This is a genomic window from Corynebacterium sp. AOP36-E1-14, from assembly GCF_052377495.1.
Classification (GTDB): Bacteria; Actinomycetota; Actinomycetes; order Mycobacteriales; family Mycobacteriaceae; genus Corynebacterium.
Genome location: NZ_JBQSWV010000009.1, coordinates 1 through 21,763 on the forward strand (window position 1 = coordinate 1; position 21,763 = coordinate 21,763).

The window sequence follows — 21,763 nt, forward strand, 5'->3', positions numbered from 1 at the left end:
CGAGTCTGATTGCTGCGTCGATCTATGGGGTGAGGGCAGTGGCCGACATCGCGGTCCGAACTATCGCGGTCCGAACTATCGCGGTCCGAACCTACCGGAGTCCGAAAGTACCGCGGTCCGAAACTATCTGATGCGCATCTTGTACAATGAGGATGCGCGTATGCACATGCATACGCACACGCACACTCCTTGGACGCCGTAGCGAGCTTCCGGGCAGACGGTCGCAGACGTCGTCCCCCTGGCTCGTTTCCCCGCCCATCAAAAAATGAACGACCGCGGACTAGCTCGGATCAAGGCGACATCCCCTCAGCATCATGACGCGCTTGTGATGCAACTGAATATAGGAAGCTTAGAGATGACGCAACCAGGACAGACCACCACGACTTCGCACGAAGCGATCGATGCGTTCAAGAGAATCGTCGGCGACGAACATGTACTGACCTCTGAGCGTGCCACGATGCCATTCAGCAAAGGCTATCGATTCGGCGGAGGACCAGTCTTCGCCGTGGTGCGCCCCGGCACGCTGGTCGAGATGTGGCGGGCGCTGCAGGTATCCGTCGACAACAACCTCATCGTCATCCCGCAGGCATCGAACACGGGCCTGACTGGTGGATCCGGCCCCGGCTTCCAAGACTACGATCGCCCCATTGTGATCATCTCGACTCACCGCATCGATGAGGTGCACCTCATCAACGACGCGCGCGAGGCGATCTCGCTCGCGGGCACCCCGCTGACACACCTGACCGACGCGCTCGCCAAGCACCAGCGCGAGCCGCACTCGGTGATCGGGTCGACATCAATCGGCGCCTCGGTCATCGGCGGCATCGCGAACAACTCGGGCGGCAGCCAGATTCGCAAGGGTCCGGCATTCACGCGCGAAGCGATCTTCGCCCGCGTCAACGACGACGGCAAGGTCGAGCTGGTCAATCACCTGGGCATCTCGCTCGGAGACGACCCTGAGGTCGCACTCGACCGTCTACAGCGCGGCGAGTGGTCTCCCGAGGATGTCACCCCAGCTCCCGAAGACTCGAACGAGACCGAGTACGCCGAGCACTTGCGCAAGATCGTGCCTTCGCCTGCTCGCTACAATGCGAACCCCGAGTACCTGTTCGAGGCTTCCGGCTCGGCCGGCAAGCTGATGGTGTTCGCGGTGCGCACCCGCACCTTCCCTCGCGAAGTGCACCCGACCGTGCTTTACATCGGCACGAACAACACGCACGAGCTCGAAGAGATCCGTCGGTTGTTCCTCGAAGCCGACATGCCGCTGCCTATCTCTGGTGAGTACATGGGCCGCAGTGCCTTCGACTTGGCCGAGAAGTACGGCAAAGACACCTTCGTCTTCCTGAAGTTCATGAGTCCAGCGCTGCAGACGCGCATGTTCTCGTTCAAGACGTGGGCCAACGGCTTGTTCTCGAAGATTCCCGGCATTGGTCCGACCTTCGCCGACACGGTATCGCAAGCCATGTTCAGCGTGCTGCCCAACCAGCTGCCCAAGCGCATGATGGAGTACCGCAACCGTTTCGAGCATCACCTGCTGCTCACCGTCAGCGAGTCGCAGAAGGCCGCGAGCGAGAAGATGCTCAAGGAGTTCTTCGCAGAGCCCGAGCACACTGGTGAGTTCTTCATCTGCACGTCTGATGAAGAAAAGAGCGCGTCGCTCAACCGGTTCGGCGCGGCCAGTGCCGCCACTCGCTACGCCGCGTTGAAGCGCCGGCACATCGCAGGGCTCATCCCCATCGATGTGGCCCTGCGTCGCGACGATTGGAACTGGCTCGAGGTGCTGCCGGAGGAGATCGACGACCAGCTTGAGGTCAAGGCGTATTACGGGCACTTCTTCTGCCATGTGATGCACCAGGACTATGTCGCCAAGCAGGGCGTGGATCCCGAGGCGCTGCACGACCGCATCCAGCACCTGCTGGAGGAGCGCGGCGCGAAGCTGCCCGCCGAGCACAACTACGGTCGCATCTACAAGCTGCCGGAGTCCATGGAAGAGCACTTCAAGGAGCTCGATCCGACGAATACGTTCAACGCCGGTATCGGCGGCACGTCGCCGCACAAGGACTGGGCCTAAGTCCCCAAGGTAGCGCGACGCCGTGAGAGCCTGAGCGATGTCTTATCCATCTCGGGTGGACCTAGGGCTCGACTCCCTAGGTCCACCGGGACGGATGAGTCGAGACATCGGTCAGAGGCTGGGCAGGCCATAGAATCGCGTGGCGGCGAGGGCCGCGCCCGGTCCGAGAACGGGTCATCGCCTCACGCCGTCAGCTGACCCGCGACGGCCGGCACACCGGCGAAATCCTCGCCACCGGCCACATCGACGAGCCCGGAGGCTATTGCTGAAACACATTGCCTGAACATATTGGTGGAGCTGAAGGTGTGTAGGTTCAGGACATCGTTCATAGGTGAGTCGGGACATCGTTCATAGTGGTCCGTGACGATGAGGGATGTCTAAAGCGGCTCTTCACAGATGAGGGTGTAGTTGAGGTCTGAATCCGCCGGACTCGAGCAGGGATCTGGCGATGTAGTTGGTCAGGTTGCGGAAGCCCAGGGCCGAGCCGCGCAGGTGCTCCAGGCGTCCGTTGATCGCCTCTGTGGGGCCATTGCTGGTGCCAGGCCGCTCGAAGTAGGCCAGCACGTCGGTGGCGCGAGCCTTCAGGGTCCGACCGAGCTTGCGCAACTCGTCCAGCCCGGCGGGGACGTCTTGGCTGACGGCGTCGATGAGCGCCTCCATCGCCGCGCGGCCGAGGGATCGGTCCTTCTCGCGGTAGGCCGCGATCATCCGCTGGTAGATCCCCCAGGTCGCCTCGACGGGCACGTGCTCCTCGAGCACGAACAGCTCCTGCAGGCGGGTCTGCTGCTTGTCGGTGAGCAGGCCCGCGCCGGTGTGCAACGTTCTACGCGCACGGTAGAGCGGGTCGTCTTTGCGGCCGCGGTGCCCGTGCAGTTCCTGCTGGACTCGGCGTCGGCACTGGTCGAGGGCATCACCGGCAAGGCGCACGACGTGGAAGGGATCCATCACCGCAGCCGCGTCGGGCAGTTCCTCGGCGGTGGCGCTCTTGAACCCGGTGAAGCCATCCATCGCGACGACTTCGATGGCCTCACGCCATGCCTGAGGGCGAGCGGCGAGCCACTCCTTGAAGACTCGCTTGGAGCCGCCAGACGTGCTCGTCGACGCCGAGCACGCGGACGCCGTCGAAGCGGTTCGGGTCCTCGATCAGGACGCGTGTGCCCTGGGCCAGGACGGCATCGTTGGCGGTGTTCCACGCAACCCCGAGCCCCTCAGCGACCCGCGCGACCGTCAGGTGGGCGATGACGATGCCCTCCAGCGCCCACGCCAGCCCTCGCCGGGAGAGCTTCGCGCGTGGCTCGGCCGCCAAAGACGTGTCTTGGCGCCACACGTGGCCGCAGCCGGTGCACCGGTAGCGGCGGACCGTGACCTCCAACGTCGTCGGACGCCACCCCAACGGCTCGTGGGCCAGCCGGCGGACAACCGTGCCGCGCGCGGTTCCTTCACAGCCACAGCGTCGGCACCAGCGGTCGGGTTCGACGACTCGACAGGCCAGGACCGCACCGGCGGGCTCGAGGCGCTGACCGGTGGCCTCAAGGCCGAGCTCATTCAAGCGGCAGAACATGGTCAGGTCAGGGTCGGTGAAGGTAGCGTCAGGCACGTCGAGGTCTTCCAGATGGGCAGTGTGAGAACTTCCATCATCGGAAGGCCTCGATGCCTACCCGGGCAGCGCCACGCCGTTCGATCCTTGACTACGCGCTACACCCTCATCTGTGAAGAGCCCGTTTCGTCAGTGTTCGGCCGAGCTTGGCCAGCTCGGGCAAGGCGTCCGGGACGCGCTTGCTCAGCGCGGTGATGAGCTTCTCCATCTTCGCTTTGGCTTTCGCCCGGTCGGGTTCTCGGTAGGCGGCGACCATCGCCTGGTAGATCTCCCAGGTCACCTCGACCGCAACGTGCTTCTCTCGCTCGAACAGGCTGCTGAGGCGCTGGCATTGGCGGTCGGTCAGCAGCTTGGTGCCGGTGTGGAGGGTGCGGCGAGTCTTGTAGAGGGGGTCGTCCTTGCGGCCCCTGCGCTTGTGGAGCTGCTGCTGGACGCGTCGTCGGCAGTCGTTCCAGTGCGTCTCCGGCGAGGCGGACGACGTGGAAGGGATCCATGACCGCGACCGCGCCTGGGAGGGCCTCGCCGGCGGCGGTCTTGTATCCGGTGAACCCGTCCATCGCCACTACCTCGATGCGGTCCTTCCATGCCTTGGGGAGGGCCTTGAGCCAGGCCTTGAACGCTGCTTTGGAGCGGCCGGGGATCATGTCCAGCAGCCTCGCCGGGCCGGTCTTGTCCCTGGCTGGGGTGAGGTCGATGATCACGGTGACGTACTTGTCGCCGCGCCGGGTGTGGCGCCAGAGGTGCTCGTCAACACCGATCACGCGGACGGCGTCGAAGCGGGCTGGGTCATCGATCAGCAGCTGCTGGCCCTCGGCCAGGACGGCGTCGTTGGCGGTGTGCCAGGCAACCCCGAGCCCGGCGGCGATCCTTGCGATCGTGAGGTGATCGATGACCAGGGCTTCCAGTGCCCACCGCATCCCGCCGCGGGAGAGTTTCGCCCGCTCGGGCGCGGCGGCGGTGGTGTCCTCTCGCCAGCGGTTGCCGCAGTGATCACACCGGTAGCGCCGGATCCGCACCAGCAGGGTCGTGGGGCGGTGGCCGAACGGCTGGTGAGCGAGGCGACGAGTGATCGTGCCGCGCGAGGTCGACCTCGCCCCGCAGGCGCGGCACCACGGATCTTCCTCCGCGAGTCGACACTCGAGCACCGCCCGCTCGGCCGAGAGGCGTTGACCGACGGCGACCAGACCGAGTTCGTCCAGGCGCGCGAAGGTCGTCAAATCGGGGCTGTCGAAGGTAGCGTTGGGCACGTCGAGGTCTTCCTGATGGCGAGCGTGAGAACTTCCATCATCGGGAGACCTCGACGTCTATCCCGGCACCGACGCGCCCACCCCACACTCCGCAGCTACACCCTCATCTGCGAAGAGCCAGAAATAGGCCCTGACGTGGACCTACGCTCTAGAGAGTGGGGGCGCTCGTGGCTTGGTCGGGGGTCCAGCTCGAGTTCGAGTTTCCTGCCGCGATCTCTTTCGCTCGGTGGTAGAGAGCGCCCGCGTATGTGTCGACCGTTGCCGCCCATGCATGCTGGATGATATCGCGTACATCCGTAGTCTCGCCGCCCTCCGGCAACGTAAACGTCAAGACGCGCTTGAAATCATTGTTGGCGTCGATGTTTGTATCGATGTTAGGCAGCCGGCCATCGAGTTGAAGAGTGTTGAGTAGTTTCTTGAATTCGGGGTCAATCCACATCTCACACAGTGACGCTGACTCTGTGAACCGGGCGCGGTCGGTCTCGGCGAATTCCTGAACGAGCGTCCTAAGCTCGGGGTGGACTCGGCTTGCGTGCTCGGCAAGGTCGGGGAAGCTGAGTGTCAGCTGCGGCATGGGTGTCTCCTGGGGCGTCTTGTGCGTTTGGTCAGATGGTGCAACTCTACCACTGTGCACACTGATGGTGACATCATCAGTTACGGATGGAGCTTACGTCATAATGTAGTCTGGCTACATGAACGAGCGTTCCACCGCGCCCCGCAAGGCAGCCATCTACCTCCGAATCTCACAGGATCGCGAGATGGACGGGCTCGCTATCGACCGCCAGCGCGAGGACTGCGAAAACCTTGCACGATTCCGGCGCTGGGAGGTCGTCGAGACCTACGTGGACCAGTCGAAGAGCGCCACCGACAGGAGCGCCATCCGCCCGGACTACGACCGCATGGTCGCCGACTATTTGCTCGGACGGTTCGGCGCGATCATCTGCTACGACCTCGACAGGCTCACTCGGCAGCCCCGACAGCTGGAGGACTGGATCGACGCCGCCGAGCTGCGCGGCCTCGCCCTCGTCACGGCCAATGGCGACGCGGACCTTTCGACCGACGGCGGTCGGATGTATGCCCGCATCAAGGCGGCTGTGGCGCGGGCCGAGATGGAACGCAAGAGTGCCCGCCAGTCTGCAGCCCAGCGTCAGCGCGCTATGCAGGGGCGCGCCCCGAAGGGCATGCGCCCGCTCGGCTACGCCGTCGACGGTGAGGTGATCCCTCACGAAGCCGAGGCCGTGAAGGCGATCTACGAGCTGTTCACCAGGATCGAGCACCCTGAGTCGCTGCGATCGCTCGCCCGGGCTCTCAGTGGCACCGAGCAGATCGATGGGATCACACCACTGCCCAAGCACACGCACACCGTGAGCGTCGAGCGCGCCACCGCCCGCGCGCAGCAGGGCCTCGAACCTAGGCCGATCGTCGAGGACGGTCCGTGGTCTCCCTCGACCGTGCTGGGCATCCTGCGGAACCCGCGTTACGCGGCGCTGAGCACGTACACTCCGAAGTTTGCTCAGGCGGATGGGAAGCGGCGCCGGATGTGGAAGGCGCAGATCCTCCGTGATGACGCTGGAGAGCCGATCCGGGGGCAGTGGGAGCCGATCGTTAGCGATGAGACGTGGTGGAAGGCGCAGCAGGTCCTCGATGACACGGAGCGGGTGACGAACACATCCGGCTCGACCAAGCGCAAGCACCTCGGCAGCGGGCTCTACCGGTGCGGATACGTCGACGAGGAGACCGGCGAGGTGTGCGGGAGGAAGGTGACCGGGGCACCGCGCGGGTACAAGTGCGCAGGGCACATCGTCCGCTCGGGCGCCGCCATCGACGATTTCGTCATGACGGTCGTCGCCAAGCGTCTTGCACGCAAGGACGCGACGGTGATGGTCGAGGTCGCGGACGGTGGGCCGCATGCGGCAGGCATCGACTCGGCGATCAGCGACCAGCGGGCGCGCATTCTGCGCGCCGAGGCCGACTACGACGCCGAGATCATCGAGGCCCGCGACCTCAAGCGTGTTCGGGACGCCGCAGAAGTGCGTATTCAGGAGCTGGAAGCCGAAAGGCTCATGCAAGGGCGCGCGGGCGCGCTGTCGCCGATCCTGGGCGTCGATGATCCTGCCGAGGCGTTCCAGGACGCTTCACTTGACCTCCGTCGTCAGACCATCGACACCCTTGCCACGGTTACCCTTCTCCCGCAGCCGCGCGGGCGCAAGGGGTTCAGGACCGAGTCCGTCGTCGTCGACTGGAGGTAGACCACCTGGTTGGGTAGCCACGCGGAGCGTGGCCGGGAGACCTCTTGAGAGCGGCGACGTGGCGTAAGCGCGTCGATTCACCGAGCACGACTGCCTGTCGCGCCCGCCGCTCTCCTCGACCACGGAGGAGACCTGCCATGACCACCCGAACGAACACCGACACCACGCCCCGAGCTTGGATCGGCTGCCTCGCCTGCGACAACAACGCTCGCCTCGTCGGCGAGTGGTTCGATGCCGAGACCGCCGACGAAGTCACCCTTGCTGACGTCCACGGCGGCGCTCATCGCGTGCACAGTGGGTGCGAAGAGCTGTGGGTCATGGACCACGAGAACATCCCCGCCTCGGGCGAGATGAGTCCGTCGGAGGCCGCAGAGTGGGCTCGCGTCCTCCTCGCGGTCCCCGAGCACCAGCGCGATGCTCTGTGCGCTTGGACGGCCTCCGGCAGCTACGTCGCAGAAGGCACTGGAGACCTGCCGTCTGTTTCCGACTTCGAAGAGCGCTTCTGCGGAACATGGGGCAGTTTCCGGGACTACGCCGAGACTCTCGCCGAGGAGATCGGCCTCATCCCGCAGGACGCGCCGGAAGAGCTTGTGCGCTACTTCAACTGGGTTGCCTGGACCCGCGACCTCGAATACGACTACACGGTGGTCCGAGCCGACGCGATCTCCGTGTACGTCTTTCGGGACCTGTGAGGGAGCGATCATGAGCGCTGAGACCAACGCCTACAGCCACGCCGAGTCGTTTCGGTGGTGGATCGGCGACCCCGAAATGAGCGATGAGGAGGCCCACCTCCATGACCTGCTCGCCCTGCACAAGGCAACCGTCGAGCTGATCCGCCAGCAGCGGGACCTTCTCGGGTACTTCGACACCGATGCCGAGTTGTTCGGTGATGACCCCGACGTCGACTGAGTTCAGAGTGCCCCGTAGCTTCGGCTACGGGGCACTCACTTTTTTCCTTGGCTACCAGCCACGATAGCTCTCGTACAGCTTCTTTCCGAGCCACCAAAGCAACCAACCGAACAGACCGCATCCGCCCAGGGCGGCGAGGGCAATGAGTGCCTTCGCCCACCAGGCACTCGCGGCGGCGAACGAGTCCCAGGCCCATCCGAGCAGCGGTCCGAGGCCGAGCATCTGCGTGATCCCGCCGACCATCCCCGTGAGCATGATGAACGCGACGGAGAACGGGATGAGGGCAAGGCAGATTCGCCCGACCGTTGCCCAGGTGACCTTCGCCGAAAGCTGCTCGATCCGGCGCTCGGCCCGCCGGGCAGCGCTGACCACTTCGTGGGCACGGTCGGTCACCTTGGCGAGTTTCTCGGTCCCGAGCTTGCTCACTCGCCATTCGAGTCCCGCGAGAGTCTCCTCGACCCTCTGGATGGGAGCTTCGACGGCCTTCGCCAGCCGATCATCGAGTACCTTCACGGCGTGTTCGGTGAGCTTGTCCGTGTCGATGCGGACGTTGCCGCGCTTGCGCACGGCGTCGGCGAGGTCAGCCGAGGCCGAGGCAGTCGTCTTCAGCTCCTCGCTGATCTTCCGCGTCATCGTGTGCGCGGCCAGGTCCGCCCTGGTCACCGAGAACCCGTCGGGCAGCTTCACCACCTCGCTGCTGCTCAGCTGCTGCGCGACGCTTGCGAGCGTCTTCTCGATCTCGTTCAGCCGACTCTTCGTCTCGGCGTCGAGCGGCAGCGTGGAGGGAAGCTCGTGCTGCTGCGAGGTCGACAGGCGATCCAGCCGCGTCGCCTGCTCCTCGTCCATGGTCTTCACGTACTCGGTCAGGTCGGCGACGGTCTTCGTGAGATTCACGATCTGCTGCCTGTCGGCGTCGCGCTGCGAGATCAAGGTCTCCAGCATCTCCGTAGTCCGCTGCTGCTCGTCGGACTGCTTGATCTTGTCCAGCGCTCCCATGAGCCTGTCCCTTCTGTGCGTGGTAGTCGAAGATCTCTTGAGCACCTTCGGCGGTGAACTCGGGTGTCAGCGCCGAGGCCTTCTTCCGTCCGAGCTTCCCGTTGTCATCCCGGCGCATCTTGTAACTCCAGCCGTCGCGGTTCGTCACCGCGAGCGTGACCCCGTGCCCGGCGAGGACGTGCTCGAACGCCTCGCGATTCGTCGAGCGTGAGTCGGTCAGTGCGTCGTAGACCTTGTCGCCGAGGACCTGCTCGAACCCGCCCGGAGCGAAGGCCTCGCGGCGCAGCTCCCAGTCGGGCTTCGGTTCCTCGGGATCGGGGAGTACCCGCAGACCCTCGTCTGCCATCAGCTCGTCGTTCAACTGACGCAATCCGTGCTTCCACGACGTGTACCGCTGGAGGCTCTTACCGGTGAGGTTGTCGTGGTTGATGACGAGGATGTGCGCGTGCCCGTGGCCTCCGGCAGAGTCAGAGTGCACCGCGACCATGTAGTCAGCGCTGTGCATGCGTTCCGCGAGTTCGACGGCCACGTCCCGGATGCGCTCAAGGTCGGCGTGCGAGGTCACATCGAACTCGTCGGGGTGGAACGCCAGCACATAGCTCTGAAGCTGGTTCGTCCGACCATGAGCAGCGGCGTGCGCCTCGGCACACGCTATGAACTCCGACGGGGTCGTCCCGCCGTCGACCATGGACATCGCATACGTGGCTGCACGAGTCGATCCGACCTTGAGGAGCTCCTTTCGCACCTCAGGGTCACGCCCGTAGAGGATGTACCCAACGGCTCCTGCAGCGTTGGTCGAGGGGCGGATGTTCACGGTGCTCATGACCGTGTCCGATCGCCGAGCGAGGCACGCACCTCGTCCACCGCAACCATCACCGCGTGAAGGAGGCCGTCATCGACGGCAGCGCCCTTGCGGAGCGCCTGGTTCAGGTTCACACCAACTCGACGCAGCTGCTCTACTGCCGGAGCAAGAGACGTAGGCGCCGTCTCCTTCACGCCGGCGTTGCTCTCCAGCTGAGCGACCTTCGAGGACCTCGAGTCCAGCGCGTCGAGCATGACGGCACGAGCCCATGCGCTCGGCTTGACGCTGAGCACGTGGGCGCGGTGGCGGATCGCGTCGCGATCAGCCACCGTCAGCCGCACGTCGAGAGAGACCTCTCGACGTCGGCTGTTCCGAGGCTCCACCGGAGCCTCGGCCGACCCTGCCCTCTGCGCAGCACCACGACCGGTGTTCACCTGGGAGTCGTGGTGCTGCTCCGCTGACAGGGCCGGGTCTTCCGCACACCCCTCCGCACGATCCCGACCAGCGCTGCTTGGGGAGTCGGGCTCGTTCTCCGGGGCGTACGGAAGACGGCCAGCAGGGTTCTTGTCGGACACTCGGCTAGCGCCTCGGTCCTCCAAGAGCCGCTGGCCCTCGTCCTCGGTCGCTGCGCGACCTCCGGGCGAGGGGAACCCGGGACGCTGGCGCAAGTCCCGGATCGGACTCGTCAGCCGTTCCACGGTGCCACCTCCTCATGCTCGGCATCGACGGTCTGCGAGGCGGCCCCGTCGTTCACCGCGCCCGAAGACGATGCAGCCTCCTTCGCGCGGATCGACCGCTTCACCTTCTCCGCGGCGATGGCTTCGCTCGCCTCATGGCAGAGCCGGTCGTAGAGGTCGGGGTTCTGGTCGCGCAGCAGATCGATGACCTTTCCGTCGATGCGGCGCAGCTCGGCGGCGGCAGCACGCTTGAGCTTGGCGATGCGCTCGGACGCACGGCGGCGCTCCTGCTCGATCAGCACGTCGAGGTTGGTCGTGGTCTTGTTGCTCATGGTCAGTTATCCTTCCCGTTGAGAGGGTGGCCCTCTCCGAGGACAAGCGACGCGATCTCGGACGGGAGGTCGAGGGCAGCAATGATCGTGTCTTCGGGCAGGCCTTCGTCTCGTGCTTCCTGCACGTCCTCGCGGAGCAAGTCGAGCGCTGCGCCAAGCACGAGTGCCTCAGAGCGCAGGGAACCCTCGACCGTGGTGCGCCGGGGGTCGCGGGCCTGCCATGCATCACCGGGCGCGTGCCCGCCGATGAGCCAGTCCGTCATCGCGATGCGCACCGTGTTCCGGTCGTGCATGTCCTGCATCAGGTCGTCGAGCATCTGGTAGTCGTTGTTCATGGTCATTCCTTTCGGGTCGTTGGGCTGGTCAGTACGGGAGTCGGTCGGCGTCCGTAGGGTGGTCGCCGGGCGCCATGGATGTCATCCGGTCGAGGTACGGGTCGAGGGTGTCGATGGCGAGCATCTGGGACGCCCGCTCAGGCCGGCGGGCGTTGTCCCAATCGCCTCGGGAGACAGTGCCGAGCCCCCACTCGCTGAGCCAGTCGAGGCGGTCGGCAATAGTCATCGAGCGGTCAGCGAGAGTCGGGATCGTGGCGACGCCTTGACGGTGCGCCATGACGATGGACATGAGCACTGCGCGCTGCGGAGTGACGATGCGGCGGCCCTTACCGTGCGTGTACTTCAGGTTCCAGTCGCGCCACTCAGCGACGGTGCGCAGGCATCCGGTCTCGGCCATGTCGCGGGCGATCTGGCGAGCGCGCAGGCAGTCCTCGACCCGCTCCCACGGCTGCGTGGTGAAGGTCGCCATCTCCTCAACGGAGCCGTCCGGCAGAGGCACCATCTCGGGTGTCATGGAGGGCATGACGGGCTGACGCTTGAGGTCGTAGTCCATGCTCACCGAGCGCTCGACCCGGGACGGCAGGAAGTCCTTACGATCCTCGGTGCGTGACAGCTCCTGGAACGAGGGGAATCGCGTGTACCCGTTCGGCACCCGGCCCTCGCGGGTCACGACAGCGGTCAGCAGCAGTTCCCGGTCCTCGGCACTGTCCGGGACGGTACCCTTCGGAGCCTTGAGGCCGTTGTGAGCGCACACCCCGCCTGGAGAGAGCGACACGTTGCCGCGCGTAGTGAAGTTCACCAGATCGTCCTGCGCGTGCTTCGCCTCCCAGATACTCGGGTCGCCGGTCAGAGCAGTGCGAGAGTCGCTGAGCACCTCGTCAAGCCCGTAGAGGTCGAGGCCAGCGACCTCATCAACGGTGAAGTCCGTGATGAACCCGTCCGTGGTCACCGAGAAGACGTGCCCGCCGTGTTCGACGATCTGGTTCATGGTCGCGAGCAGCTGCGCACGAACGAAAGACGTGGTGGTTGCGGCGTGGTAGGGGCTGGAGACCGCCGAGCCGCCGACGTTGTCCATCTCCTGTGCGCGAGCGTCCCATGAGCGCTGCTCAGCGACGTCCTGCGCGGTCTTGCCGTACACCGAGTTCACGCCGGTCTTCAGCGTCTGCTCTTCCAGAGACCCCTTGCCGAAAATCTTCTTGGCAGCGTTCCGGTCATCGATGAGCTGCTTCACCCCATGGCGCAGGGACAGGCTCGGCCCACCGTCCTGCCCCAGCTCGCGACCGAGATAGCCGATCTGGCAGTGGACCTCAGCGCCGAGGCGGAGAGCGAGCCACAGCTCCGGGCCGCAGACCCAGGTGCCAGCAACACCCTCGGACGTGCGCGGATAGACGAGGGTGCCATCAGCGACGATCGGCAAGCACGGATGCGCCACGTCTGCGGGGAACCCGAACGACACGAAGCCGACAAACGGGGTCGCCGCCGAGGACACGTCGTCAACGGTGAGCGCTCGCTCATGCACGACCTCCTCGATGGCACCGGCCTCCCAGTCGAGATCACGCACAAGAGCCATCGCGGTCGGGTAGGCGTTCTGCGCGTCGATGTCCACAGTCGGGGTCGGGTAGTAGCCCGGCATCGGACACGAGTTCAACCCACCGTGATACGCACGGGCGAACGCGGAGGAGAGCTGCGCGGCAGCGCCATCGAGCGGGTTGCGACCCCGCTTCGCGTAGAAGCTCAGCCGGTCACCCTCCTCGACAGCCTCGACGCCCTCGTCCTCGTCCACCAGCCCAGCGAACTTCCGGCGGAACTCCGAGGGGCTCGACGCCCCCAAGTAGGAGCTTCCAGAGTCCACGAGCGCTGCAGCAGCACCACCGCTGAGGGTGATCGGAGGAACGACTCCGTCACCCCACAGCCGAGCGAGGTATTCGACGACGATGACCGCGTCGTTGATGCCGTACTCCAGGAACTCATCCAGGTGCTCACGTCGGTAGTCCGTCATGCGGGAGATCCAGCCCTCCGGCACGTCCAGCTTCGTGACACCGCACGCCGCGCCGAGGACGGCAAGGCTCTTCTTCCCGGCGGGTGCCTGCGACATGGTGTCGCGGACGGACACCGACAGGCTCTGCCACCAGTGCCCGTTCTCGTTGCCGCGCTGCGAGCGGAACGGCAGGAGCGTCACCAGGCCACCGGCAGCCGAGGTTAGCCGGACGAGGCTGTCCAGCTCGCGGCTCTGACCGCCCGTGCGGAAAGTCGTAAGGTCCGCCGAGCCGTAGTGGCAGGCAAGCACGATGGGCACGCGCAGCTTCGCCAGCGCGTCCCGACGCTCCTGCCAGTCATCAGACCAGAACGCCCCGCGCGGCACGCCACGGGGACCGACCTCGTCGGGCACCAGCGCGGAATGCCACAGCTCGGCAGCGACCACCACGGCCCACAGCGCCGTGTGCAGCGAGAGGCGAGCGCCGGAGCCCAGCGGGGGAAGGATGACAACCTCGACCATCATCGACGGATCGACCGGGTCCGGCGTGACGAGCTGGTACGAGTCGATGATCCGCGCGCCGTCCACGGTCGTGAACTCGGTGTCGAAGCCCACGACGATCCCGGCGCGGCCGGTCCCCATCGCCTTCACCGACGGGAGATCGCCGAACGCCGTCGTGGACACCGGCACGCCTGCCCCGACAGCCTCCGGCGCAGGTGACAGCGGACCGCTCGCGGCGCCACGGTCATACAGTCTTAACTCGGGGCTCCCCATAGGGGCTAATGACCGTGCTGGAGCATTTCCTTCCTGGCCAGGGGAAATAGTCGTCTCGGAGAGGTCGAGAAGGTGTGACAGTTCGGAACTGTCACACTCGGTGACGGGAGGCTGAGACCCCGCCGCCCCGCCGGTCGAGGCATCGTTGGGCACGGTCGCGCCCCCGCTGACCGCGGCTCGTGTGCGACGTCGCACGAGCACCTCGAAGACGATGCCGCGCCGCACGCCGTCGGTGATGTCGTGGCGCACCCAGCTGGAGGCCGCGGCGCTCATGCCGCACCGCCGAAGATCGTGCTGAGACGACGAACCTGAGCGTCGTTCAGCGGGGGAGCGGATGCGGCAAGCCGTTCTGCGGCAGCCTCAATCTCCTCGAAGGTCGCGGGCCTGACGGCCACCGCGAGAGCTTCGAGGTCGGCGCGCAGCACCTTGACGCGGGAACCGACCTTGACGGCGGGCAGTCGGCCGTCAGTGATGTACTTCCGAAGTGTGGAGTACGCGGCATAACCCTCGGCAGCCGCCTGCTGGAGGGTGAGATAGATGGGTTGGACGTGAGGTGTCGAGGACACAGGGACTCCCTAGGAGTCATTACCCGTGTACTCGTGGCCGCCTCTTGAGTCCCTCACCTACCGATGAGGGCGGCTGCGCTCTGGCCTCTGTCCTCGTCGCTGGAGCGCCAGGCCCGACGAGTGTGGTTCGCAATCGGCCGGTCTACCCGAGCGCGTCCATCTCGCTCGGAACCCGTGACTCTGGCCTCTTTCCTCGCGCCGGGAGTCACGCCGGTCCCGCGAGTGTGGGTCACCAGTGGCAGTCGGAGGAGCCCATCCCTTGGGTCCGACACGCGACCCTGCCCTGTTATCCGAAGGTGGTGGGTCGCCCGCCAGTCCCTCTTACCCCGGTGTGCTCGTCCCGGGGTCTTCATCTTTTCCGCCGGAGGAGCACTGCTCCGGTCGGGGTAGTAGTCGACGTTCGGCTACACCACTAAGTGTAGCAAGATCGGGCGCATGTTGGCAGCCGAGAGCGTGGAATCCGAAGTCCAAGAGGTAAGCAATGTACGTGATGCGGTGGATTTTAAGTTCAACGTGTAGCCGCGGCGTTTCTACTTCTGGAGGGAAGAATTGAGCACGTCCAGATCATTACCAGGCAACGACCTCGCGCGTGTGGTTGCTGAGTGTCGTGGCTTGATCGAATCTCGATTCCCCGAGGAGACGGAGGTAGGAGCTGCGGCAGTTCTGCTGGACGACGGCAACGTCCTGACCGGCACTAGTCCGGATTTCGCTAATCCGTCGACGTCGGTTTGCCATGAGATCGAGCCTTACTGTGCGGCTTACCGGCTGCATCGGAGCGTCGCCGCATCTGTTTGCCTGCATCGCGACGCCAGAGGGAGGTACTTGGTCCTCAGTCCTTGCGGGGTGTGTCGTGAGCGATTGGCGATGTGGGGCCCTGACGTTCTCATAGCGGTCGCCGATCGTGGTGATCCGAGCACTGTCGAGTGGGTGACGCTACAAGAGGCTCTGCCCCGCTACTGGCTCACGGCGTTTGAATCGGAGCCATCTCCGTGGAATTAGCGACCCCATCCCTTAGCGCGGCGTCGTCGGTTTCTGGACGAACCTGAAGTAGCACTACGAATCGCGCCGTGAACGCCGGACGTTGCGCGACAAGGTTGCGGCGATCTCTCCGTTGACCGGTCTGTAGCCGGCCTCGGGAGTACGATCGCTTCGATGAAGTCCCAGCGAGCGACAGAGTGGCCGTACGAGCCGTCCGACGGGCAATCAGCCGCATCTACCGACGAGGTGTTCATCGCCGGTGGATGTCTGTGGGGAGTGCAGGCGTTCTTCTCGACGGTGCCCGGGGTGACCCACACCGAAGCCGGCCGGGCGAACGGTGTCGGGACGTCCTTGGAGGGGGAGTACGACGGCTACGTCGAGTGTGTGCGCACACGGTTCGACCCGCAGGTCGTCGACATCGTCGGGCTGATGGGGCTCCTCTTCGAGATCATCGACCCCTACAGTGTCAACGCGCAGGGGCCGGACGTGGGGGAGAAGTACCGTACCGGTCTGTACTCGCAGGATCCGCGCCACCTCGCCCAGGCCCGCGACGTCATCGCGGCACGCGAGGACGCCCCGCGCATCGCCGTCGAGGTGCTGCCTCTGACGAACTACCTCCGCAGCGCCGATGAACACCAGCACCGTCTCGCCCGGTGCCCGGAGGACTCCTGTCACCTGCCGTCGGACCTGCTCAACCGGTACCGCGGCTGACTACCGAAGAACCGGTACGGCCACGTGAGTCTCAGCTGTGGTGCTGCGGTCGGGAGTCACGGGCGAAGAGCCCGGCCTTCACCTTCTCCGGGGTGAACTTGTTGCGCACGGCGTTCCACCGCGTGCTGCGGTCACCGCCCACGACATGATCGTCCCCGTTGAAGAGCGCGTCGACACCACGTTTCGCCACGAGCTCCGGGTCGTTCTTCCAGGAGTTGTCACCGAACTTGGTGCTCTGCATGCCGGCGCGGTCGTGGAATTCCGTCGCCGTCGCCCCGGGGAGCAGGGCGGTGACGCCGACGTCGTACTCCCGCATCTCTTCGCGCAGTCCCTGCGCGAAGCTGTACATGAATGCCCGGGTGGGGCCGTAGATGGACTCGTACGGTGTCGGCGTCGTGGCGGACAACGAGGTGGTGATGAGGATGCGGCCGGACCGACGCCGTGCCATGTGGCGTGCGACGTGTTTCGCCAGCACCACCTGGCATGTCACGTTGAGGGCGAGCATGGACAACTCGTCCTCGATGTCGGTGTCGACGAAGGCTCCGCCGAGACTCCGTCCCGCGTTGAGTGCCGCAACGTCAAGGGGACGGTCGATGCGTTCGACCTCGTTCCACAGTTGGTCGACCTGGTCGCGGTCGGTGAGATCCGCGCGCAGCGGCCAGACGGTCACCCCGGGAAGTCGCGAGGGAAGCTCGAGGATCCTCTCGCTCGCCCCGACGCCGATGATGTCGTGTCCTCGTGCAGCCAACTGTTCGGCGATGCGGAAGCCGATGCCGGACGAGGCTCCCGTCACGAGTGCGGTGGTTGTCATGGAGACGTCCTCTCGGATGTGTCCACCATGTCGGTAGGCGAGGAGCTGGTGACCTCCCACAGGCGGCGGATTATACTTGACCTCTCGCGGTCCGACAGTGAACTATGGTTGAATACTTTATGGTCTGTCAATGAATTTTCTACCTGGAAGCGATCCGTTCACCACCTGACCGGGGTCCGCACCAGCGTATGCGTCACATTCTCGGCGTCGGAAAGGTGAGATGCTCAATTGTCTGGTCCCATCGTGACCGTCGCTAAACGAATCGGCTCAGTCCTGGGGTACGTCGCCATGTACGTGCTCATCTGGGCCGGTGTCTTCATGCTCATCACCGGCATCGGCATCCGCATGCTCTGGGGGCCGATCAGCGTCGACCAGATGCTGATGAACCTCGTCGCCACGGACACCGACGGTGGAGGCGGGTCCCTCGTGGTGACCGGCGTCCTCGCCTTCGGCGTGCTCCCTCTGGTCATCACCCTGGGTATCGCGTTCTTCCACTACCGTCGCGTCCGCAGCCCCCGCGCACGGGCAGGACGGACCGCCCACGCCGACGATGAGACGGCCGGCGACGCAGGACGGGTCCGTACCCTCGGGCCCCGTTGGCTCACGCGCACGGTCTCTGCCGTGATGGTCACCGCCGTCGTCGTGGTCGGTTCCACCGCCTTCAGTTCCTCGGTGCACGTCGGGGAGTACATCAAGGCCGTGAACTCGGAGTACACCATCGACCAGTACTACACCGCACCGCAGGTGGAGTCCGCGCAGGACAAGCGCAACCTGGTGATGATCTACCTGGAGTCCGGCGAGGAGACCCTCTCGGACACCGACCTGTTCGAGAAGGACCCGTACACCCCGCTGAAGGACGCCACCTCGCAGGACGACGGGTGGCAGAGCATCGACGACTTCAAGCAGTACGAGGGCGGCGGTTGGACGATGTCCGGTCTGGCCAGCACGCAGTGCGGCGTGCCCTTGAAGGGCAACGGCATCGTGACCGGCAAGTCCGGCCTGAACTCACTCGGCGGTGACGTCGGTGACTACCTGGGCGGACTGACCTGCAGTGGCGACATCCTCGCCGACGAGGGCTACAAGAACGTCTTCATGGGTGGCGCCAGCGGCTCCTTCGCGGCCAAGGACCAGTTCCTCGCCGGCCACGGCTACGACGAGCTCTACGACCTGGACTACTGGCGGGCACAGGGTGAGCCGGCCGACCAGTTCCGCGACGACTGGGGCCTGAGCGACAACCGGCTGATGGCCAACGCGAAGGACAAGGTCGACGAACTCCACGAGGAGTCCGAGCAGTCCGGCCAGCCGTTCAACCTCTCCATGCTCACGGTGGACACCCACGAGCCGGTCCACATCTACGACTACTGCGACGTGGACACCGAGGCGGAGTTGACCTCGGCCTACCAGTGCTCCATGGAGCAGGTCGCCGGTTTCGTCGACCACATGGAGGCCCAGGGCTACCTGGACGACACCGCGGTGGTGATCATGGGTGACCACCTCAAGCACATGGGCTCGAACAACGCCTTCGGCGACGAGCTCGACGACCACCCGAACCGCACCATCTTCAACCGGGTCTGGGTTCCCGGTGACGACGAGTCCACCTCGACGATGCGCGCAGGTGTCGACCAGGTCAGCATGATGCCCACGGTCCTCGAGGCCGCAGGCGTCCGGTTGGAGGGCCGTCAGGCCGGCCTGGGCGTCTCCGCATTCTCCTCGCGGATTCCGGAGGGCTCGGCTCAGAGTCTCGACCCGGACGTCTACCAGGAACTGCTGGGCTCGCGGTCGGCGGAGTTCTACTCCGAGGCGTGGGAAGGTGAGGTCCTGCAGTAGTGGACGTCCCCGAACCCACCACCGCCGAGGAACTCATGCGCTCCCGGTTCGACGCCTTCCGCCGGGCGGACGCAGACTGGCTGCTGAGGACCTGGCACCCCTCGACGCGTCCTGCCACGCTGGACCTGTCCGACAACCCCCGCTGGCGTGGCCTGCAGATCGTCGACGTCCTCGACGGGACCGAGGTGGACACCGCCGGGGTCGTGGAGTTCCGGGCGACCTTTGTCGCCGAGACCGGGGGAGTGGACTCACTCCACGAGCGGTCCCGGTTCGTCCACGAGTCGGGACGCTGGTACTACGTCGACGGCGACGTGTACTGACGGTCACGAGTACTGAGGGGGTTCAGTTGATGATCTCGGCGTCGCTGTCGCGCAACGCCGCCAGGCGCACCCGCCACGCCTCCAGGTCTTCCGGGGACAGCCGAGACCAGTCGTGGACCTCCTCGACGACGACCAACGGGGCATCCGTGCGGTAGGACCGGGTCGGGTTGCCGGGGAACTTCTTGTCCGTGACGTTCGGGTCGTCCTCGAACACCCCGGTGGTCTCGACACGGTACACGTGCGGTCGCGCACCCTCACCGGCGAGCATGGCGGCGATCTCGGCCGCCAGCCCGGCCCCGTCGCACAGGGCGGTGAAATAGACGTGGTTCATGACGACCTCGGGCCGGTAGTTGGACCGGTGGCCGGGACACACCCGGTCGCCGACGGCAAGTACCGCCCGGGTTCCGTGGAAGAACGGGCCTGTCCGCGCGTCGTCGCTCATCCTGTGATCCTAGCAGGTCAGAACCATTAACGGAGCTCGCCAACAGTGTGCGCACGCCGCGGACGAGACCGGGAATGCTGAGTAATAGCCCACCGATGTCAACGGAAACGCACATCTCACCGGCGTCGCGGTGTACTAAGGTTGATCACTAATGAAGCTGATTAGCTACAACCTGCACAAACACAACGCCGTCACCGAGCTCACCCCGCTGGTGGCCGGACACGCCCCGGACGCCCTCTGCGTCCAGGAGGCGGACACCCGCCGACTGCCCCGTCACAACGGCGACCTCGACCTCGTGCACGCGACCACGGAGAACCGGCTCGGGCTCGCCGTCTACCTGCGCACCAGTCGTCTGGACGCGAGGGACCTGAAGGTGATCGCCCTGGAGAAGTCCTTCCACGACCGGGTCATGAAACCCGCCTCGGAACGCCTCGTCATGGTCCGCGCCCATGACACCAAACACGACCGCGACGTCGTCGTCGCGTCCTTCCACGCCGCACCGCTGACGGCCACGAACTCGCTGCGCCGTCAGCAGATCCGCAGCTCCTTCGACGCCCTCCAGCAGATCGGTGCCGGCCTGCCGTCGGTGATGGTCGGAGACTTCAACTACCCGCTGTTCCAGCGCGGCCTGCGGCGCGAGCTCGGGACCCGGGGCTACGAGATGTCCCGGAGCGAGAAGGCGACGTACTCGCGCTACGGCGTACTGCGGGGAAACTACGATTTCGCGGTCTCCCGCGGTTTCGGTCCCGCGCAGGTCGACGTCCTCCCGCAGGGGCACTCCGACCACCTGCCGATCGTCGTGCGTACGTCGCTGGACCGCGCGAATCCGGCGCGGATCGCCGCCTCGCCACCGGTGTCCGTCGCGACCGCCTGAGGTTTTCCCGTCGGGGCGGGATAGAGTGTGTCCCATGGGAAACCGCAGGACGAACGACGGCAGGATGAGCAGGCTGACCCGCGGAAAGGGCCGTGACGTGGGGTTGACGGCCGTGCCGGCGTCCACGCCGCCGGTGCTCACCTACGTCGATGACGGTGTCGCCCACGCGGTACCGCAGGACGTCTCGCTGGCCGACGCCGCAGCGTCCGCCGCCGAGGACGACTCGCGCATGCTCATGGCGCTGTACCCCGCGCCCGGGCGCGAGGGGCTCGGTGAACTCGTGGAGGTGTGGGAGCTGCACCCCCTGCTCGTCGAGGACCTCGTCAACGCCCACCAGCGTCCGAAGCTGGAACGCTACGGCGACGTCCTGTTCCTCGTGGCGCGCTCGGCGCGCTACAACGACGCCGCCGAGGACGTCGCCTTCTCCGAGTTCCACATCCTGGTGCGCGACGGTTCCGTGGCGGTGCTCTGCCAGGACGGACGGTGGATCGACGGCACCGACAGCGAGGCCTTCGCCGCCTCCTCGTCCGGACGGCTCGACAACCCCGACCCCCGCGGAGGCGACATGCTCGCCGACCGTGACCTGCTGCGGCTCGGCCCGGAGGCCGTGGTCTACCGCATCCTGGACGCCATCGTGGACGGCTACCCGTCGGTGCTGCGCGGCATCGCCATCGACAAGGAGCAGATCGAACGGCAGGTCTTCAGCGGTGACGCGGCCGTCGCCGAACGCATCTACCGGTTGAGCCAGGAGGTCATCGACGTCCAGCAGACCATCGCGTCGATGACCGAGGTGCTGGACTCCCTGCGCGCCGGCTTCGTGAAGTACGACATCCACGAGGAACTGCGCTCCTACCTCGACGACGTCGCCGACCACCTCACCCGCGCCGGACGCACCGCGTCCGACCACCGCGACGCGCTCGCGCAGATACTCAACGTCAACGCCACCCTGGTGGCGCAACGGCAGAACGAGGACATGAAGAAGATCTCCGGCTGGGCTGCGATCCTCTTCGCGCCGACCCTCGTCGGCGCGATCTACGGCATGAACTTCGACGACATGCCCGAACTGCACTGGGCCCTCGGCTACCCGATGGCGCTCGGCATGATGCTGGGGGTGGCGGTGCTGCTGTACGTCTTCTTCCGTCGCAGCGACTGGATGTGAGTGCCGTTCGGGGGGTCTCCGGCGCTTTCGCTGCAGCGCAGCGCTTTCTTCTCTACCGTCGTAAGGGTTGACCTGACGACCCAAAGAGAAGAACTCGGAAACGGAGAAACA

The 21,763-nt window shown here is 65.7% G+C and carries 19 protein-coding genes and 3 pseudogenes; 10 read left to right on the top strand and 12 right to left on the bottom strand.

Translation table 11 applies throughout. The annotated features are described in order from the left end of the window. The first annotated feature begins 355 nt into the window (after positions 1-355). Positions 356-2,071 carry a D-lactate dehydrogenase gene (gene dld, locus ACT3TD_RS05820; protein ID WP_035095247.1) on the top strand — a complete coding sequence of 572 codons (1,716 nt, stop codon included), beginning with the start codon at positions 356-358 and terminating at the stop codon, positions 2,069-2,071. Between the two features lie 390 nt (positions 2,072-2,461). On the opposite strand, the pseudogene ACT3TD_RS05825 reads toward dld, so the two are convergent. From ACT3TD_RS05825 to ACT3TD_RS05835, 3 genes and pseudogenes are all read right to left on the bottom strand, one after another. Continuing rightward, positions 2,462-3,668, bottom strand: a pseudogene (locus ACT3TD_RS05825) (ISL3 family transposase). Between the two features lie 118 nt (positions 3,669-3,786). Continuing rightward, a pseudogene (locus tag ACT3TD_RS05830) lies at positions 3,787-4,915 on the bottom strand (ISL3 family transposase); the annotation flags it as partial. Between the two features lie 148 nt (positions 4,916-5,063). Continuing rightward, positions 5,064-5,489, bottom strand: coding sequence for a hypothetical protein (locus ACT3TD_RS05835; protein WP_006822820.1), 426 nt, complete (start codon positions 5,487-5,489; stop codon positions 5,064-5,066). Between the two features lie 118 nt (positions 5,490-5,607). Here ACT3TD_RS05835 and ACT3TD_RS05840 point away from each other — a divergent pair, with 118 nt between their 5' ends. The 3 genes from ACT3TD_RS05840 to ACT3TD_RS05850 all read left to right on the top strand — a co-directional run bounded on the left by ACT3TD_RS05840 (position 5,608) and on the right by ACT3TD_RS05850 (position 8,073). Then, positions 5,608-7,164: a recombinase family protein gene (locus tag ACT3TD_RS05840; RefSeq protein WP_006822821.1), complete on the top strand. Its 1,557-nt coding sequence runs from the start codon at positions 5,608-5,610 to the stop codon at positions 7,162-7,164. A 137-nt stretch (positions 7,165-7,301) separates the two neighbouring features. Next, on the top strand, positions 7,302-7,856 hold the full coding sequence (locus ACT3TD_RS05845) for an antirestriction protein ArdA (RefSeq protein ID WP_059280958.1): 555 nt from the start codon (positions 7,302-7,304) through the stop codon (positions 7,854-7,856). A 10-nt stretch (positions 7,857-7,866) separates the two neighbouring features. After that, entirely contained in the window at positions 7,867-8,073 is a 207-nt protein-coding gene (locus ACT3TD_RS05850; protein ID WP_096197733.1) for a hypothetical protein, read from the top strand. 51 nt (positions 8,074-8,124) lie between these two features. Here the strand turns inward: ACT3TD_RS05850 and ACT3TD_RS05855 are convergent, their stop codons facing one another. The 7 genes and pseudogenes from ACT3TD_RS05855 to ACT3TD_RS05885 all read right to left on the bottom strand — a co-directional run bounded on the left by ACT3TD_RS05855 (position 8,125) and on the right by ACT3TD_RS05885 (position 14,530). Then, entirely contained in the window at positions 8,125-9,069 is a 945-nt protein-coding gene (locus ACT3TD_RS05855) for a hypothetical protein (RefSeq protein ID WP_096197734.1), read from the bottom strand. 340 nt (positions 9,070-9,409) lie between these two features. Beyond that, positions 9,410-9,892 (bottom strand): annotated as a pseudogene (locus ACT3TD_RS05860) (relaxase/mobilization nuclease domain-containing protein); the annotation flags it as partial. Then, positions 9,889-10,569, bottom strand: a complete 681-nt coding sequence (locus tag ACT3TD_RS05865; protein ID WP_420896684.1) for a plasmid mobilization protein — start codon at positions 10,567-10,569, stop codon at positions 9,889-9,891. The gene ACT3TD_RS05865 and the pseudogene ACT3TD_RS05860, both read right to left, overlap by 4 nt. After that, the gene (locus tag ACT3TD_RS05870; RefSeq protein ID WP_096197735.1) at positions 10,557-10,880 is read right to left on the bottom strand and encodes a hypothetical protein; all 324 of its coding nucleotides are present in this window, start codon (positions 10,878-10,880) and stop codon (positions 10,557-10,559) included. The genes ACT3TD_RS05865 and ACT3TD_RS05870 overlap by 13 nt, the downstream gene beginning before the upstream one ends. A 2-nt stretch (positions 10,881-10,882) precedes the next feature. Beyond that, positions 10,883-11,215 (bottom strand): hypothetical protein, encoded by a 333-nt coding sequence (locus ACT3TD_RS05875; RefSeq protein ID WP_096197736.1) that lies wholly within the window; start codon positions 11,213-11,215, stop codon positions 10,883-10,885. Positions 11,216-11,243: 28 nt separating this feature from the next. Further along, positions 11,244-13,874, bottom strand: coding sequence for a hypothetical protein (locus ACT3TD_RS05880; RefSeq protein ID WP_179303832.1), 2,631 nt, complete (start codon positions 13,872-13,874; stop codon positions 11,244-11,246). 359 nt (positions 13,875-14,233) lie between these two features. Beyond that, on the bottom strand, positions 14,234-14,530 hold the full coding sequence (locus ACT3TD_RS05885) for a helix-turn-helix domain-containing protein (protein WP_059280964.1): 297 nt from the start codon (positions 14,528-14,530) through the stop codon (positions 14,234-14,236). A gap of 591 nt (positions 14,531-15,121) precedes the next feature. Between ACT3TD_RS05885 and ACT3TD_RS05890 the strand changes: the two genes are divergently transcribed. Further along, complete coding sequence (locus tag ACT3TD_RS05890; protein ID WP_444614968.1) at positions 15,122-15,529, top strand: cytidine deaminase; 408 nt, start codon at positions 15,122-15,124, stop codon at positions 15,527-15,529. 153 nt (positions 15,530-15,682) lie between these two features. Then, the gene (locus ACT3TD_RS05895; protein WP_444614965.1) at positions 15,683-16,219 is read left to right on the top strand and encodes a peptide-methionine (S)-S-oxide reductase; all 537 of its coding nucleotides are present in this window, start codon (positions 15,683-15,685) and stop codon (positions 16,217-16,219) included. A 31-nt stretch (positions 16,220-16,250) separates the two neighbouring features. Here ACT3TD_RS05895 and ACT3TD_RS05900 read toward each other — a convergent pair whose 3' ends face one another. Continuing rightward, on the bottom strand, positions 16,251-17,030 hold the full coding sequence (locus ACT3TD_RS05900) for an SDR family NAD(P)-dependent oxidoreductase (protein ID WP_444614964.1): 780 nt from the start codon (positions 17,028-17,030) through the stop codon (positions 16,251-16,253). Positions 17,031-17,258: 228 nt separating this feature from the next. Between ACT3TD_RS05900 and ACT3TD_RS05905 the strand changes: the two genes are divergently transcribed. Together ACT3TD_RS05905 and ACT3TD_RS05910 are read left to right on the top strand one after the other, a co-directional pair. Next, positions 17,259-18,857 carry a sulfatase-like hydrolase/transferase gene (locus ACT3TD_RS05905; protein WP_444614963.1) on the top strand — a complete coding sequence of 533 codons (1,599 nt, stop codon included), beginning with the start codon at positions 17,259-17,261 and terminating at the stop codon, positions 18,855-18,857. Continuing rightward, on the top strand, positions 18,857-19,177 hold the full coding sequence (locus ACT3TD_RS05910) for a YchJ family protein (RefSeq protein ID WP_444614962.1): 321 nt from the start codon (positions 18,857-18,859) through the stop codon (positions 19,175-19,177). The genes ACT3TD_RS05905 and ACT3TD_RS05910 overlap by 1 nt, the downstream gene beginning before the upstream one ends. A 22-nt stretch (positions 19,178-19,199) precedes the next feature. On the opposite strand, the gene arr is transcribed toward ACT3TD_RS05910, so the two are convergent. Beyond that, positions 19,200-19,619 carry an NAD(+)--rifampin ADP-ribosyltransferase gene (gene arr / locus ACT3TD_RS05915; protein WP_301442538.1) on the bottom strand — a complete coding sequence of 140 codons (420 nt, stop codon included), beginning with the start codon at positions 19,617-19,619 and terminating at the stop codon, positions 19,200-19,202. A gap of 151 nt (positions 19,620-19,770) precedes the next feature. Between arr and ACT3TD_RS05920 the strand changes: the two genes are divergently transcribed. Continuing rightward, the gene (locus ACT3TD_RS05920; RefSeq protein WP_444614961.1) at positions 19,771-20,493 is read left to right on the top strand and encodes an endonuclease/exonuclease/phosphatase family protein; all 723 of its coding nucleotides are present in this window, start codon (positions 19,771-19,773) and stop codon (positions 20,491-20,493) included. A gap of 34 nt (positions 20,494-20,527) precedes the next feature. After that, positions 20,528-21,652, top strand: a complete 1,125-nt coding sequence (locus ACT3TD_RS05925; RefSeq protein ID WP_301442536.1) for a magnesium and cobalt transport protein CorA — start codon at positions 20,528-20,530, stop codon at positions 21,650-21,652. The last annotated feature ends 111 nt before the right edge of the window (positions 21,653-21,763 follow it).